Genomic DNA, 15,763 nt, shown 5'->3' on the forward strand with positions numbered 1-15,763 from the left:
GGATCATTAGTGAGATGCCCAGCTAACCAGCAATATGAACAGAATATCATAGAGATTCGGCCGTTGGTCGATGATCTATTATTTGGGACATTGGTACAGTCACGCCTAGTACTGTTAGTAAAGTACACGATGGGTGCTAAAACGAATTGAAATCAGATTATTAGGGGATGGCTTGTTTGTCAATTCGTCAAAACATATAATTTTGAATAGCTCATACACCCAGTAGAGACATATGGCAGATAATATTCGAAAAGTCGCGAACTATGCATATACGAGGTCTCCCATTGATTTAAGGAGAATAGTTGGGCCATTCTATTACAAGTACATGAGTAAAAGGGCGGACTGGTCTCACCAGAACCCTACAAACAGAGGTGAGACACAGACTGCAATCGACCATGTCTTGGTTATTGTGATTGACGCTCTCCGCCCAGACCATGTACCTAACTTGCCCGTAGATTTTTCAACTGCGATTGCACCTGCACCTTGGACTTTTCCTTCTGTGACTAGTATCCACACAGGAGAATATCCTCATGAACATGGAGGGACTGCTCAAGTGAGGGAAAGCAGCGACTATATGGTAATGCCTACACAGATTGAAACAGAGCACACAATTGCACACGAATTTGAGGTATCAGGTTTTAATACATATTTAGGTGCATCTTTCATAAACCCGTTTCTTGCTGCAAGAGGTTGGTACCAAAAAAATAAGTTGTATGGTGATGCAGATGCAGAGAGAGTAGTTGACGATTATATGGGGTGGAGAGGGAAGCAATCAAAGTCTTTTTCATATTTACACTTTGGTGATTTACATGCACCAATTAGTCCACCGGATGAATATTTGAAGAGATACAATGTGGATACTTCTTTGGAATACTACAATGATTGGTATAGAGGATATGATGGTTCAACTGAAGCATTGAACTGGAGGGACAATCGGTTCCAGCTCTATGCAGCAGCACTAAACTACCTCGAAGAGATTCTTCAGCCACTTATATCATCGATATCTGACAACACCCTCATAGTAATTACTGGAGATCACGGAGAAGCCTTCTACGAACATTGGGAAGAAGATAAAAGTTTCACAGTTGCACCACATGCACCTGGTGCAGGACATGGAGGAACGCCGTGGGATATGGTTGCTAGAGTTCCGTTTGGGATTCACCATCCAACAAAGCAAGCCACCTATGAGGGAGGCTGGATCTCATTAAAAGATATCCCCAGAACATTACTGCACGGCGCTGGATTGCAGACTGATAGTTTTAACGGAAGAAGTGTATTCCAAGATATTCCTTCGGACCGATACGTAATTTGCGAGGGCAGTAGATATGGTACTGAAAGAAAGGCCGTTTACTACCAAGATTCTAAAATCATTCATTCTGAGGAGGATTCTGTCACGTTGAGCTTGAAAGTTAAGAGTGGATCTGGAGAAGAAATCACAGATCAGAATCACCACGAGGAGGAGTTAAAGAGCCACCTCCCAAACAGTGATAAAGTTGGTCAGATTGAAGAAACAAATGCTATGTTACAAGATCAGCTTGAAGCATTGGGGTATAAATGATTCACACTTAGTCTTAATCAAGTACAGATGGCTGCGAAGTCACATGACAATATTATGCACTCAGATAAGTCTCTGGTATATGCGAGTTAATTCATTTGCAGACGATTTCCAAGAGTACTGTGATTTGCATAGCTCCCTACCGCGAATCTGCTTATTTGAATGAGGTAATTCAGTAATGATGGTCTCTGCTAACGACTCAGGATCACCAACTTTAGATAGGCTACCCAAATCATGAGATTCAATTTGGTCTGAAACACCGACAACCTCAGTCGTAACAACGGGAGTCCCACACGCAAGCGCTTCGAGAACCACAAGGCCAAACCCTTCCTGATCGGACGAGAGTGAAGGTAGCACGAATAGATCTGCGATATTATACGCGGTTACAAGATCTTCATCAGGAATATACCCAGTAAAATGAACAAATTCAGAGACGCCCAACTCAGATGCAAGAGATTCGTACTCCGGTTTTAGTTCACCGCCGCCACCAACAACAAGTCTCGGAGTCGTACCATCTCTCTCTACAAGGAGAGACATAGCTTCCAGCAGAACGTCGAGTCCTTTGTACTCGTGAACGTCGTCAAGAACGCTCAAAAAGAATAGATTGGGAGATTCGTTCGAGAATCCAAGTCGCTCCACGTCTTCATCGACAACATCAATCGGCCGGAACGTGTCCACGTCAACACCATTGCTGTTCACCTCAACTTTCTCAGCATACCGATGCAGGTGATCTGAACTTTCTAAGTAGTCTGGTTGCGTGATCAGTATCTTGTCTGCCGTCGCCAACGTGAACCGTAGTGCGGTGTGGTTGTAAACCGAAGCAACGTAATCAAGCAGGTCGTTCCCAACGATATCGTTGTGATATGTGACGACCAGCGGAGTCCCGGTGAGTTTAGCCGCGAGTGCACTGAAATCAGCAGTCCAAGGGGTGGGAATGTGTGTATGGATAATGTCTGCCTCGCGTGCATGCTGCAGAACTGAAATCGGAAACTGTGGCATGATATTTGTCTGCGCAACTTTGCCGATATCGTCTAATCTCTCGACCTCAACACCGTCAATTACCTCTCGGTAAGCGGACTCCTCTTTGGCCTTCGCGCAGAGAACAGTCACGTCGTGCCCCAGTTCAACAAGTTCTTTTGACATATCGTGGGTATATGACTCAACACCGCCGATATATGGGGGAAATCGGACAGGTGTCTGAAGTATCTTCATCGGTGAGACCATCTCCCGGCACATACACAATAGTTTCTTTTTTATCTTATCTACACGACACATCTGCCAACACGAATGCTGGACTCAAATACGCGAGGTAGAACATGAATCTCGCGTTCATCTCAAATGTCGTTTATCCCTACATCACAGGTGGCGCAGAAAAGCGCATCCACGAAATCGCCACCCGGCTCTCACAGAGCGGCCACGACGTCACCATCTACGGTCGCCACTTCTGGGACGGCCCGGAAGAGACCACTCACGAGGGCGTCACCCTCCGCGCGGTCGCGCCCGAGACCGACCTCTACACCGACGACCGCCGTTCCATCACCGAAGCGCTCGACTTCGCCGCCCGACTCGCCTACCCGCTTTCCAAACGACTCCACGACGAGAATCACGACCTCGTCGTCGCCTCCGTCTTTCCCTACTTCCCCGTGCTCTCCTCGAAGCTCGCCGCCCTTGGCACCGACGTCCCCGTCGTCACGACCTGGCACGAAGTGTGGGGTGACTATTGGAACGACTACCTCGGCATCCTCGCCCCTTTCGGGAAGTTCACCGAACACCTCACCGTCCGCGTGCCGCAACACCCTATCGCCGTCTCGGGTATCACCGCCGACCGCCTCGCCGATATCGGCCGCGCCAGAGACACCATTGAGGTCGTCCCGAACGGCATCGACGTCGATCAGATTCGAAACGCCCCACTGCCCGACGGGGACGACTCGTTCGACGTGCTGTTCGCCGGGCGACTCATCGCCGACAAGAACGTCTCCATCCTTCTCGATGCGTTCGACCGCGTGGCCGACGACTACGACGACGTGACCCTCGGCGTCGTCGGTGACGGCCCGGAGTCCGACCGCCTCGAACAACAGGCGAGCACGTTGGACCACGCCGACCGCGTGAGTATGCTGGGCTTCCTCGACGAGTACGAAGACGTGCTGGGCCAGATGCGCGCCGCGGACGTGTTCGCCTCGCCCAGTACGAGAGAGGGATTCGGCATCACCTACGCCGAAGCGATGGCCGCCGACTGTACGGTTATCGGCGTCCAACATCCCGAATCCGCGGCGAGTGAAGTCATCGGCGACGCGGGCTATCTCGCCGAGCCGACTGTGGATTCAGTCACTGAGTCGTTGGACCGAGCACTCGCGGGTGAAACCCCACCGACTGAACCGACGAAACGCGCCGAAAAATACGATTGGGATAGCGTCGCCGACCAAGCTGAGGCGGCGTACGAACGCGCCATCGACGACCGGTGGTAACTGTTCTACTGCATGTTGTTTTGCGTCTGCTGACGCTCTTTTCGCTCCAGTATCGACATTTCGGTACGTAGACCTCACACGACACCGTCGAGTGTGAGAGTACATTTCGTATGCTTTCTCTGGCCCCCGAAGGTACACAGACTGGGACAAGGGGAGTTCACACACCATCGCTCGGTTCCAGAGTCACAGCACACGTGGAGATGCCCGTATTTAGTGAGAGAGTACAGTTCGTATGCTTTACCTCACGGATACACCCTGTAAACCCCAGTATCGTTGGGTAGAAGCAACGGGTGTTCGAGACGAGAAAGCATACGAAACAGACAAAGTGTAGTTTTATATAGTCAACATTCATGGATTCTGTAAGGACACATGGCAGGACCGTTCAGCGACATGACGGAGACAATCTTCGCTGACAAAAGTGTACTCAGCGAAGAATACCAACCCGAAGAGATTCTTGAGCGTGACCAAGAAATCGAGGAATACCGATATGCGCTCCAAGACGTCCTCTTTGGTCGGGACCCGAAAAACGTCATGCTGTACGGAAAGGCCGGGCTGGGGAAGACCGCAGTCACGACCTACATGCTGGATGCATTGGCAACAGAGGTCGAGACACGAGAGCAAGCAGATGACCTCCACGTCCACGAGGTGAACTGTAATGGCAAGACGCTGTTCATGGTCGTTCGTCGCTTAGTGAACGAACTCCTCCCTACACACGCGAGTGACTTCCCCAAGCGAGGATTGGGGACGGGAGACGCCTTTGACGAACTATACACACAACTCGATCGAATTGGTGGGACGCACATCTTCGCGTTTGACGAAATCGACCACCTCTCAGGCGCGAACTCTCTCCTCTACGAACTCCCACGTGCGCGGTCGAACGGACACCTCGACGAAGCTCGAATTGGAATTATCGGCATCAGCAACAACTACACGTTCAGAGATGATCTCTCACCGAAGGTCAAAGACACGCTGATGGAGACTGAGATCTCGTTTTCACCGTACGATGCGACCGAGCTGAAGACAATTCTCCTCGACAGGGCAGACCGTGCGTTCATCGATAGTGGATACGATATGTCTGCGATAACGATGACAGCCGCGATTGCGGCCCGAGACATGGGCAATGCACGCCAAGCGATTGATCTCCTACGTGTCGGCGCGGAAGTGGCTGAAAAACGAGGCGAGTACTGTGTGACCGACGATCATATAGAGGAGGCTCGACGGCTTGTCCAGCGCGGGCGACTGAGCAACCGAATCCGCGACCAGACCGAACAGGCACAACTTATCTTGGAGACGATTGCTCGACTCGAAGAACAGGGGAACAGTCCCGTACGGTCGAAAGAGATTCAGTCCCACTACGAAACAGTCGCAAGGTCCTGGGGAATTGAACCGCTGACGACTCTCAAGAGTATTCAGGACCATCTCTCGGACCTCCACATGCTCGGCTTCGCCAAGCGATACAATCGAAACGAGGGATTGAGTGGCGGACAGTACTACGAGTACGAACTCGACCTTGATTCAGACCTCGTCTTGGAGACTCGCGAGCAAATCGAACACGAAGAGTGACCTGAGAACGGGGAGTCGAAGCATACGAAACGTACTCTCGGTTGTATCGGCGTGGAGTCACCGACCCATGTCTTCATAGCCCGCAAGTTGAGTCTGAATGTTCAAGCGTGAGTTGGAGGCGACGCTGTATAGCGAAAAGCATGCGAACTGTACTCTCTCACTCAGCAGAGATGACCGAAGACGGGCGAGTCAGAGTACGTTTCGTATGCTTTCTTTCTTGGTTAAAACCGCAAGACGGTACAGACGATAGCATACGAAATACACTCTCTCACTTGAGTTTCAGTTCGATGACGGACAAAATCCAGACGTAGTCGTCATCGCGAGAAAAACAAAGTCCAGTTCGTATGCTCAAATCTGTGTTTAAAAACGACAGGCACCGACGTGGAAAGCATACGAAGTGTACTCACTCAGAACACGATGGCCTAAGTGAGTAGGATAGAGTGCATTCCGTATACTTTTCTTCGCAGTTGAAAGCGCAAGACAGCATAGAGGAGAGCATACGAAATGTACTCTCTGACTCAGCTGTCAGTTCTTATTATTTTTCGGGAGACGGTGCAACACGGTTGTGGCTGTGTCTACCGAAGAAACTGACGCCAGCGAGTGTACAGATACATCCCGCCGAAGATGAGGCCGACGAGCACCACGAGCCCGGTCACATGCGTTTCGCGCACACCGACACGGAACGGAGGTGTTTGGAGGGCAACGCCAGACCACAGGAGAGAGATCGCGGACACAGCTAGCAGTATCGAACGTCAATTGAGTTAGTGGTTGTGTCCATCGCATCGTCGCACTCGCGTCGTCAAACGAACTACGCCGAGCAGTACGAGTGGGACCACGTCGCTACCTAGCCAGACGTGGTGAGCACCACAGTCGAGAATCAATCGAGGTGGTCGTACCCCCTCCCCCCATGACTTCATCTGTTCTTGTAATGTCGGAATGGGTGACTCGTCGACCAATCGAAGCCAATGCAGTTGGGGAAAAGCAAACGAGATGTGCCGTCGTTCAGTAGTAGAACGCTTCACACTGTGGAAAGCATACGAAATGTACTCTCTCATTCGGAAGATGATAGCTGAAGACAGGCGAGTCAGAGTACGTTTCGTATGCTTTCTTTCCTGGTTGAAACCGCAAGACAGCTCAGACGATAGCATACGAAATACACTCTCACTCGGGTCTCAGTCCGACGACGGACGAGATCTATACGTAGTCGTCATCACGAGAAGCGCAGAGTCCATTTCGTATGCTCAAATCTACGTCCAAAAACGGCAGACACCGACGTGGAAAGCATACGAAATGTACTCGCCCTCCGTCAAATATTACTCTAAATACGGCTCACAGACCCGCTCGACACCGTCTTCGAACGAGACTTCGGGCTCCCACCCGGTCGCGTCGTGTATCTTCGAGTAGTCCGCCTTCGTGTCGTGGACGTACACCTCGAACGGATTCTCCACGTACACCGGCTCGACGTCCGTCCCGAGCACCTCGTTAATCATCTCGACCATCTCGTTGAACGAGTAGCTCTCGGCAGTCCCGAGGTTGTAGATGCCCTGCAGCCGGTGGTCGGCGGCGAGTTCGATGCCGCGGACGATATCGTCCACATGCGTGAAGTCACGCGTCTGGGTGCCGTCGCCGAACAGCTCCGGCGACTCGCCGTTTGCGATTTTGTCGGTGAACTGCGCGACCGTATTCGCGAACTCGCCTTTGTGTTCTTCCGCGCCGCCGAAGCCCTGGTACACCGAGAAGAAACGCATTCCCGCGAGCTGCATGTCGTAGTGGTGGTGGAAGTACTCCGCGTAGCGCTCGCGGCCCAGCTTCGACGCTTCGTAGCCCGTCCGCGATTCGACGGGCATGTCTTCCGGTGAGGGCTCCGTCCGCGACCCGTAAATCGAAGACGTCGTCGCGTACACCACGGTGTCGCAGCCGTCTTTCCGGGCCTGTTCGACCGTGTTCACGAAGCCTTCGATGTTGACACGAGCGCCTTTCGTGGGGTTTTCCTCGTGCATCTTGTACGACGACAGCGCCGCGAGGTGGAACACCACGTCGACGCCCTCGGTCGGGAGGTCGTCGTCGAGCACGCTCATATCGTGGAACTCCACGGCGTCGTCGAGGTTGTCGGGCGTCCCGAGATAGAGGTCGTCGATTGCGATTACGTCGTTGTCGTCGGCGAGGTGGTTCGCGAGATTCGAGCCGATGAATCCGGCACCGCCAGTAACGAGGACTCGTTTGCCGTCCATGTGTCGAAGCTCTCGCGGAGTGACAAGAACCTATCGTAGGCGGGAGTGGAATTGGCGGGGGTTCTTCTCGTGTTCTTCAGCGGTGGGTTGAGTCGAGTCACCGCGCAATCCGCGCCAGTCGCTCCGGCGATAGCGCGGCTCCACGAGCGGAGTCAGACCGACCGCGAGTGGAGAGACGGCCCGGACGCCACGGGCCGGACGGCGGCCAGTCGACCGCCGACCGCGCCGGCGACGCCGAGTCCCATCCCGAGTGCGACTGCGGTGAGTCCAATCCGCCACAATCGGTCGGTGTTCGGGTCGGGCTCCCGTCGAAGGAAACGATTGCCAAACGGAGCGCGGTGACGGACCCGACGACGAGTCCGGCGACGGCAGAGACAGACGCGACCTCTTCGATGGCGATGCGAACCAGTTGTCCGACGGACAACTGCGATGCGAACCGCGTCTCGTCAACGCGAAGCGGGGCGGTCATACGTACGGTTGCCCGTGGGCGTCGAACCGTCGTGCTTCGGCAGCGAACCCGATGGCCACGGGCGGAACTCCCGGTGCGGCGTTCACTGCATCGCCTCCCGAACAGCCTGATCGGCCTCCCGTGCGCGTCCACCGACGGACCGAGCAGGTGTCACAGCCATACCGCTGCCACACCTAATCCGGGCACCGTCGACCTGAATCCGACCCGAAGGCGAGCGTCGACGCGACCCCGCTCCACGGCCGACTCGGAGACGCGAGACGGCGACCGCGAGCGCGTCACGGCCGCCGGATTCGGAACGCCACGGTCTATGCCGCGACCCCCCGACAGAGGTGCGTCAACCGAGCGCTTACCGCGGTCTCTGATACCGATAGCGTTGTGAATAATATGCAAATCGCTCGCGGTCGCTGGCGTGGCTATCGACCGGCGAACTGTGGGCGCGACCCGCGCGCGGCGAGTGAGAACACGCAGTCGACGGGGAGTTCGCTCGACTAAGCCGAGTCGATGTCGAACGAGACCCGGGCGATAGGACCCGTATATCCGCATATCGTCGGGAGTCGGGACGTCCGAGAGGTCGCGAATCTCCGATAGCGGGCGGCGAATCGAACCGGGGGAACGGTGTCGTCCCGACCGACGGTTCGGCGTCGAGAAGCAGCGTCGGCGCGGTTGTTATTGTATGTTCAATGCAGATATGCTGGCCGTCGATTTCGACGGCGGGGCGTACGGGGTGCGCAACGAGGGCCCTGACACCCTGAACGCGACCGGAAACTACTGGGGCGCGGGTGACGGCCCGTCGAGCGCCGACGACGCCGACGCCGGCGCACCGTTTCCGACCCCGTGACCGGGGTGCTCGCGGACGGCACCGGCGCTGCGGTCTCCGGGGACCCGCGGCCCCGGCGAGTCGAACGTCCACTTCGACCCGGCGGGCGAAGTGGCAACCGGCACCGGCGGCGGGCGAGGCGGTGGCGCCGGACACGCCGAACACGGGCCGAGCGGCGGTTAGTGACGATTTGTCACGACTTTTCGTGGCCGTAATGAACATATGCCGGCGGGCGAGTGTACCAGTCACGGATGCCGACGCGAGAGCATATCGACCAGAAGCCCACGAGCGAGCAGCGAAGCGAACTCGCTGCACAGGACACCCGCGACGACGACGACCGCGTCGCGACGACGCCCAACGGCGCGTACACCGGCGGCTACGCGTATCACGAACTCGACGGAGACGGCGAAATCGTCTGCGGCGGCCACAGCGAGGGTCACTTCGTCGAGGTCACGCGCGGCGAGGCCAAGCGGACGGGCAAGACGCCCTGCGGGAAGTGCGAGTGGATTCTCGAACTGAAACGCTAGCGCCCGCCACTGCGACGCCCGTCGGCGAAGCGGCGTCCGCGTGCCGGCGAGCGGGCGACCGACGGGTTCCTACCCCGACCACGTGGCGCTCAGCGGGATGACGAACCGCCCGTTTTCTTCGAGGACGTACTCGTAGCCCGCGTCCGGGTTACTCGGGTCGCGGAACTGTTTGACCGTCGTCCGCTCGCCGAGTTTGAGCGTCGCCCCGGCGCTCGTCGCGTCCTCGACGCCGACGATTTCGTACGCGCCGTTTCGGCCGTCGACCGCGTCGGCGTACACCCACGAGCCGACCGCGCTCTCGATGCGCCCGGGGTCGAGCGGCCCGTTCGACACGCTGACGCGCAGTTCGTTGTCGAGCGAGAGGCTTCGAGTGAAGCCGTCGACGGTCCCCTCGATACGCGGCCGTTGGTCGATGAGTCTCTCGCCGTCGGCCGTCAGCGACGACCCGTCGACGAGGTACGCGTGTTCGTGATTCCCCGCGTCGTCGACGGAGTAGACCGCGAACGCGCCGTCGCAGGAGAAGACGCCGTCGACGGTGTGCTGGGTCGGTTCGCCGTCGGGACGAGCGGTCGCACAGAGGACGTAGTCCGTCCGGCCGTCGTTCAGTTCGACTTGCACGGCGCGGGCGGTCGGGTCGTCGCTCTCGACGGGGACGGCGGTCACGTCGGCAATCGCTCGCTCGCCCTCGTACGATTCGATAACTGACCGGAAGACCGAACTGCCGCGTTCGGGCCGTCGGTGGGCGAGGAGGTAGTTCAGCGAGTCCGGGTTGTTCCAGCGCTGTGGCGGGTCGCCGGTGGCGATTGCCACGTCGTCGCACGCCGTCAGCATCGTCAGGCGCATCCGGACGGGGTCGGCGTCGGCCGGACGGACGTCCCAGTAGTCGAGGGCGTTCCACTCGACGCTGAACCGGTCGCCCGGGTCGGGGTCGCGCTCGACCTCCGAGAGGTAGTTGAAGCCGTTACCGACCCGCTCGTCGTACTCCGTCTGCTCCCCGGGGGCGGGCTTCGGAACGTCTCGACCGGCGTACGTCCCCCCGTCTTGCGGCGTGAGGTGCAGCCGCTCGGTCGAGACACCGGACTGTTCTTCGAACTCCGTCCGGAGGAGTTCGACCGCGGTGCCGTCGACGGTGAACCCGTCGAAGTAGAGACTCCCCGTCTGGCGCGTCCCGAGTCCGCCGAAGATGCCGACCCGGTCGTCGGTCGCACTCGGTAACTCGTAGGTCCCCCGTGCGCGGGTCGTACCGTCGGGCGATTCGAGCGCGACGTCGACGGTCGTCCCGTCCGTCGAGACGGTGAGCGAGTACCACGACCCCTTCCTCCAGCCGTCGATTGACGTGGACGCTGCCCACGTGTTGGCCTCGGGGTAGAACAGCCCGAGCCGCGGGTCGTCACCCGAACCGTGGTTGCCGACGCCCGCGCAGACGTGCCGACCGCGCTCGTCTTGGCCGAGGTAGATGGCTTGGACGTGTTGCCAGTAGGCCTCCGTCCCGGTCGGCTGTGCGTTGATAGACACCCGCGCCTCCGCGTCGGACCCCGCGGCGACGGACAGCCCACGGCAGTCGTGCGACTCGTCGGAGGGGTCGAAGACGCGTATCGACCACGACCCGTCGACGGCGGCGTCCCGCGAGGGTTCGATGCCGCCCGCACCGCCGCGGGCGACGAACTCCGAGACGCCGTCTCGAAGGTCGTACGTCACGCGGTCGCCCGGGGTCGGCGGGCCGTGGAAACTGAAGTGGTGGTCGGTCCCGCCGGCGACGGCGAAGAAGTCCACCGCGTACGAGTTCGCCTCGTCGATGGTCACCTGCGCGGTCGTTCTGCGGTATCGGTCGGTCTCCTCGTACACGTCGGCGGCGTCGACGTCGAACAGTTGGACGCGGTCCGTGTGGTCGAACCGCTTCGGGGCGGCGACCCACTGCCGGTCCTGCTGTCGCTCGTTGACGACGACGGTGTTGTGGCTCACCGTGTTGGCGGTCCAGTGCCACCGCTTCGGCCAGTCGCCGGTCTCCTCCGGATAGCCGAGGTCGGGCGAGAGGTTCAGGTCGTGGCCGAACACGCCGAGGTTGAGCGTGTCGCGGTGGCAGTGGCTCGTCCCGTAGCCGTCGTCCGGACCGAACGCGTTCCGCCCGTAGTACGTCCACACCCCGCGCCCCGTCCCGTCGGCGGCCGACCCCGCCCGGAGGGCCGTGAACCCGTAACCCGCGAGCTGTGTGCTTTCGAGGTCCAGCGGCCCGGTCGCGGCCAGCGCCGTCTGGAGCGCGGAGTCGATCTGCTCGGGGTTCCGGTCGAAGATGTCGCCTCGGAGGCCCGCGTCAGAGTTCCCGTTTCGGTGATACAGCCACTTGACGAGGCCTTCGCCCCCGTATTTCACGTACGCCCGAATCAGGGTGGCCGTGGGAATCATGTCGTCGAACCCCGGACTGCCCGTCCCGGCGGTGTCGCCGATACGCGGAACGTACCGATTGAGGAACGTCAGCCGCGACTGAGTCTCGAACGCCTGACTGACGAGCGGAGTGCGATACAGGTCGGCACCGGAATAGCCGTCGTAGCCGTTGAGAACCTCGGCGGTGCCCTCGAACGCCCGAGCGACGAGGCTGTTGTAGTGGACGCTCGCCTCGTTCGAGAAGCCGTCGCGGTCGAAGTCGGCGAGGAGCTTCGACAGCACCTCGCCGCCGGTGAGACGCCAGCGGCCGAACGCCGTGCCGTCGTCTTCCTTTTCGAGCGTTCCCGCTTTGAACAGGAAGTCGAGCGCCTCGTCGGTGTAGCCGTCTCGGTCGTCCTGAACGACCGCCGAGAGCGCCACCGTCTGCTGGTGGCTCCCGAAGTTGCCGCGTATCTGCGCCCGCTTGACGCCGGGGAGCATCTGCCTGATGAACCCCGATTCGATGTTCGACCGGACGGCGTCCGTGGTGTCCTTCGCTGGCAACGAGGGGTACTCGGTCGCCTTCCGGTCGAGAAAGCGCGTGAGTTCGGAATCGACGTCGAGCGCGGGGAAGACGGCGTCGTAGGCCTTCATGACGGCTTTGACCCAGTACGACTCCCAAATCGACCCGATCTGTTTGCCCTGCCCCGTCCCGCCGTGGGTCGGGTTCGGAAGCCCGTTTACCTCCGTGTACCCGCCGTCGTCGAAGTACACCGTCTCCTGCAGGCTCATGTCCGGATACACGTCGGCCAGTCGGTCGAGAAGCACCGCGACGGCGCGTGCGTACCGCTGGTCTTCGGTGTAGAGGTAGGCGTGCGAGAGGTTGTCGAGCATCGAGCGCATGCCGTAGATGACGTTCCAGTGGTGGGCCCACCCGACCGGCGTCCACCGGACGCCGGGGTCGCCGAGGTCGCCGTTCTCGTCGACCCAGCCGAGGCCGTCGTCGACGCCCCACTTCGGACCCATCTCGGGGTGTTCTTCGTTGACGAGGAGCGACCGGTCCGCGAGCGACGGGTCGAACGCGCCCGTCTCGTCGAGGCCGCTCCGGCGATACGCCTCGAAGTCGTTCGTCGGAAGCGTGTACTCGCGGTCGGATATCTTCCACTTTGCACCGGGCTTCGCCGCGTAGGAGGCCCCCGAAGCCGGCGACTTCGGTGCCCAGGCGCTCGACCACGGGTAGCTCCCCGCCGTGCCCTCGGCGAGCCACGCCGTCCGAGGGACGTGCTGTGAGCCGACGTACTCCCAGAGGTCGTCGAGCGAGAACTGGTCCAGGAGTTTGTTTGCGGCCGACACGACGCCGTCGCGTCTCGCCCGCGCCCAGTCGTGCGAGTCGATGTTCTCGCGGGCGGCCCGCCGCTTCCGGTCGGTGTAGAACGTCGCCCGCGTCTTCCGCGACGACGGCGTCGCGGAGGGGAGATAACTCCACAGCAACGCGCCGATGAGGCCGACACTCGACGCTTTCAGGAACCCGCGACGGCTCAGGGGCAACGTGGAGCCCAGATATCCGTCGGTGTCAGACCGCTCTGACGGCGGGTCGTCCGAGTCGGTCGGTGGACCCGGATTCGTGTTAGTCATCGATACATTGTTGTATTCATGAAGTTTAAAACACTTTATACATTTTGATTAAAACTAATAAAATTCTGATTAGAAAAATGTGCCGTGATCTGTGCTTCATTTGCGATAGTCGGTCGTGAGTCCCCACTGCGCCTATTTCGGAAGTCTCACTTTCGCCACGAAGCCGTCGTACTCGTCGCGTCGTTGAGGCGGGTTCCGAGAGCCACAGATGCCGAGGTGTTCCGCGTCCATCGCCGTGATTGCGTGCGGCTGTTCGGCGCGCTCGGTCCCGAACGTGTACGTCCACGTGCGGTTCCCGTTCCCGTCGAGTCCGTTGAGCCACATCTGCGGGCCGACGACGTCGACGCTTCGGGTTCCGACCGCGGCGTAGCCGTCTTCGAGGGCGACGATTCCGTCGGCGGTGAACTCCTGACCGTCCTCGCCGTGGGTCTTCGTCCAGACCGCGTCGCCGTCGGCCGCGGTCTTGACGAACAGCGCGTCGGTGGTGAAGGCGTCCGCTGCCCCCGTCGTCCCCGCGAGGACGTAGCCGCCGTCGACCCGGATGCACTCTTCGAGGCGGTTGTCTTCGTTCGCCGCGTAGGACGTTCGCCACCGCTCGCGTCCCGCCGCGTCGGTTCGCACCATGAGGAACTCGGTGGTGTCGTCGTCGCTCGTGCGCGTCCCCGCGAGCGTGAACCCGTCTTGGGCCCGGGTCACGGACGCGATCTCGGTGCGCGTCCCGCCCGCGTACGTCCGCGTCCAGCGAACCGCGCCGTCGGAGCCGAGTTTCGCCAGCGCGGCGCGGCCGCCGGAGGTTCCGGCGACGACGAACCCGCCGTCGGGCGTCTGGACGACGTCGTTCGCGCGGTCGTCCGCGGTCGAGGAGATCTGAAACCGTTGCGTCCACCGTTCTCGACCGTTCCGGTTGGTCTCGACGACGTACATCTGTTGGGCGCAGCGACCCCGCGTTGCTCCGCACAGCACGTAGCCGTTGGTCGCGGTTCGGGCACCGCCGTACGCGACGTCGAACCCGGCCTGACCGTGGGAGGTCGTCCACCGCGTCTCACCGTCGGCGTCCCAGGTGTACTGCCACGACTCCGCACCGCCGTCGGACGTGGTGGCGAGGCCGAGCGTCGTGACGCCGCCGTCGGGGGTGGAGACGGCCGCTCTGAACTTCTCTCGGCCGGATTTGTCGCCAGTGCGGTACCAGACGACGTTCTCTCGATACTCGCTGAGCGGCGTCGCCTCGGTTGGAGCGGCGTCACCCTCGGTCTGCGTCGGCGTCGCGGTCGCGGTCGTCCCCGCGGACGACAACAGTGCTGCCAAACCGATGCTTCGGAGAACGTCCCGACGGTTCACGGGGAGTCCCGTACGTGCTGCGTTTCTATCTGAGGAGTCTGTCATTGGTCGATGGGGAGGTGGGTGCGTGCGGTGGACCCGAGACTGGGCACGCGATGTGCGCGAGTCGGTCAGCGGCCCATCGCCGCGCGCTCGATACGCTACGTCGTCGGGCCGCCGGCGGCGTCGACTGGGTGCCTCTCCTGCCGCTCACCCGTCCAGGCGGAATCGCGCGGGACGCGCTCATTCTGGACGAGGTGTGCGCTCGGTAGGCAGGGCGCGGATTCGCGATGCTGTTTCCGACATTACACGTCCACGCAATAATTACTACTGGCCAACATGACAAAAGGAATGTGGCGTCGATTAATAATATTTTTCTGATATGTGTGGATAACCATAGTATCGGCCTGTAGTGGGAGATTGTTCGATTTATCGCACAGTACCAGCACCTATTTGTCAGTTCATATTCGTTTATGGAGACAGGTGCCAACACCGTGCACGAGTACCTCAAATCCCTCCGTCAGAACCCAGACAGGTCGGCCAAACGAGTTGCGACTCGCGGGTCGGGGCGAGGGGCGCTCGGCCGTCGCTCGCTTGCGACCGCTGCCGGGGGGACGGCGCTCCTCGGCGCGGCCGATGACGCCGCCGCGGCGTTCTCGCCGGGCGTCGTCGGGACCGCACCGTATCTCCGCGACCGACTCTACCCGACGATGGGCACCGACGAGGAGAACCCCACCCTCGTCGTCTACGTCAACTTCCTGTCGGACTCCTCGCAGTACTTCGTCCAGCACAACCTCGAAGACGTCGTCCGCGAGTACGTCCT

General features: G+C 59.6%; 9 protein-coding genes and 1 pseudogene. 6 read left to right on the forward strand and 4 right to left on the reverse strand.

Annotation, left to right across the window (positions count from 1 at the left end; translation table 11 throughout):
* Nucleotides 1-232 precede the first annotated feature (232 nt).
* On the forward strand, nt 233-1,558 hold the full coding sequence (locus NDI65_RS20640; RefSeq protein ID WP_310894232.1) for a sulfatase-like hydrolase/transferase: 1,326 nt from the start codon (nt 233-235) through the stop codon (nt 1,556-1,558).
* Between the two features lie 60 nt (nt 1,559-1,618).
* Here NDI65_RS20640 and NDI65_RS20645 read toward each other — a convergent pair whose 3' ends face one another.
* Nucleotides 1,619-2,767 carry a glycosyltransferase family 4 protein gene (locus tag NDI65_RS20645; protein ID WP_310894233.1) on the reverse strand — a complete coding sequence of 383 codons (1,149 nt, stop codon included), beginning with the start codon at nt 2,765-2,767 and terminating at the stop codon, nt 1,619-1,621.
* Between the two features lie 104 nt (nt 2,768-2,871).
* Here NDI65_RS20645 and NDI65_RS20650 point away from each other — a divergent pair, with 104 nt between their 5' ends.
* Nucleotides 2,872-4,020 carry a glycosyltransferase family 4 protein gene (locus NDI65_RS20650; RefSeq protein WP_310894234.1) on the forward strand — a complete coding sequence of 383 codons (1,149 nt, stop codon included), beginning with the start codon at nt 2,872-2,874 and terminating at the stop codon, nt 4,018-4,020.
* 369 nt (nt 4,021-4,389) lie between these two features.
* Entirely contained in the window at nt 4,390-5,583 is a 1,194-nt protein-coding gene (locus tag NDI65_RS20655) for an orc1/cdc6 family replication initiation protein (RefSeq protein ID WP_310894235.1), read from the forward strand.
* 1,313 nt (nt 5,584-6,896) lie between these two features.
* On the opposite strand, the gene NDI65_RS20660 is transcribed toward NDI65_RS20655, so the two are convergent.
* Nucleotides 6,897-7,814: an NAD-dependent epimerase/dehydratase family protein gene (locus tag NDI65_RS20660; RefSeq protein WP_310894236.1), complete on the reverse strand. Its 918-nt coding sequence runs from the start codon at nt 7,812-7,814 to the stop codon at nt 6,897-6,899.
* 1,142 nt (nt 7,815-8,956) lie between these two features.
* Between NDI65_RS20660 and NDI65_RS20665 the strand changes: the two genes are divergently transcribed.
* Nucleotides 8,957-9,121, forward strand: coding sequence for a hypothetical protein (locus NDI65_RS20665; protein ID WP_310894237.1), 165 nt, complete (start codon nt 8,957-8,959; stop codon nt 9,119-9,121).
* 230 nt (nt 9,122-9,351) lie between these two features.
* Entirely contained in the window at nt 9,352-9,627 is a 276-nt protein-coding gene (locus NDI65_RS20670; protein ID WP_089776799.1) for a hypothetical protein, read from the forward strand.
* A gap of 69 nt (nt 9,628-9,696) precedes the next feature.
* Here NDI65_RS20670 and NDI65_RS20675 read toward each other — a convergent pair whose 3' ends face one another.
* Both NDI65_RS20675 and NDI65_RS20680 read right to left on the reverse strand, forming a co-directional pair.
* Nucleotides 9,697-13,623 carry a heparinase II/III family protein gene (locus NDI65_RS20675; protein ID WP_089776800.1) on the reverse strand — a complete coding sequence of 1,309 codons (3,927 nt, stop codon included), beginning with the start codon at nt 13,621-13,623 and terminating at the stop codon, nt 9,697-9,699.
* Between the two features lie 132 nt (nt 13,624-13,755).
* The gene (locus tag NDI65_RS20680) at nt 13,756-14,928 is read right to left on the reverse strand and encodes a hypothetical protein (RefSeq protein WP_139043086.1); all 1,173 of its coding nucleotides are present in this window, start codon (nt 14,926-14,928) and stop codon (nt 13,756-13,758) included.
* Nucleotides 14,929-15,413: 485 nt separating this feature from the next.
* Between NDI65_RS20680 and NDI65_RS20685 the strand changes: the two are divergent.
* Nucleotides 15,414-15,763 (forward strand): annotated as a pseudogene (locus NDI65_RS20685) (hypothetical protein); the annotation flags it as partial.

The organism is Haloferax sp. S2CR25, assembly GCF_031624535.1.
GTDB lineage: Archaea > Halobacteriota > Halobacteria > Halobacteriales > Haloferacaceae > Haloferax > Haloferax massiliensis.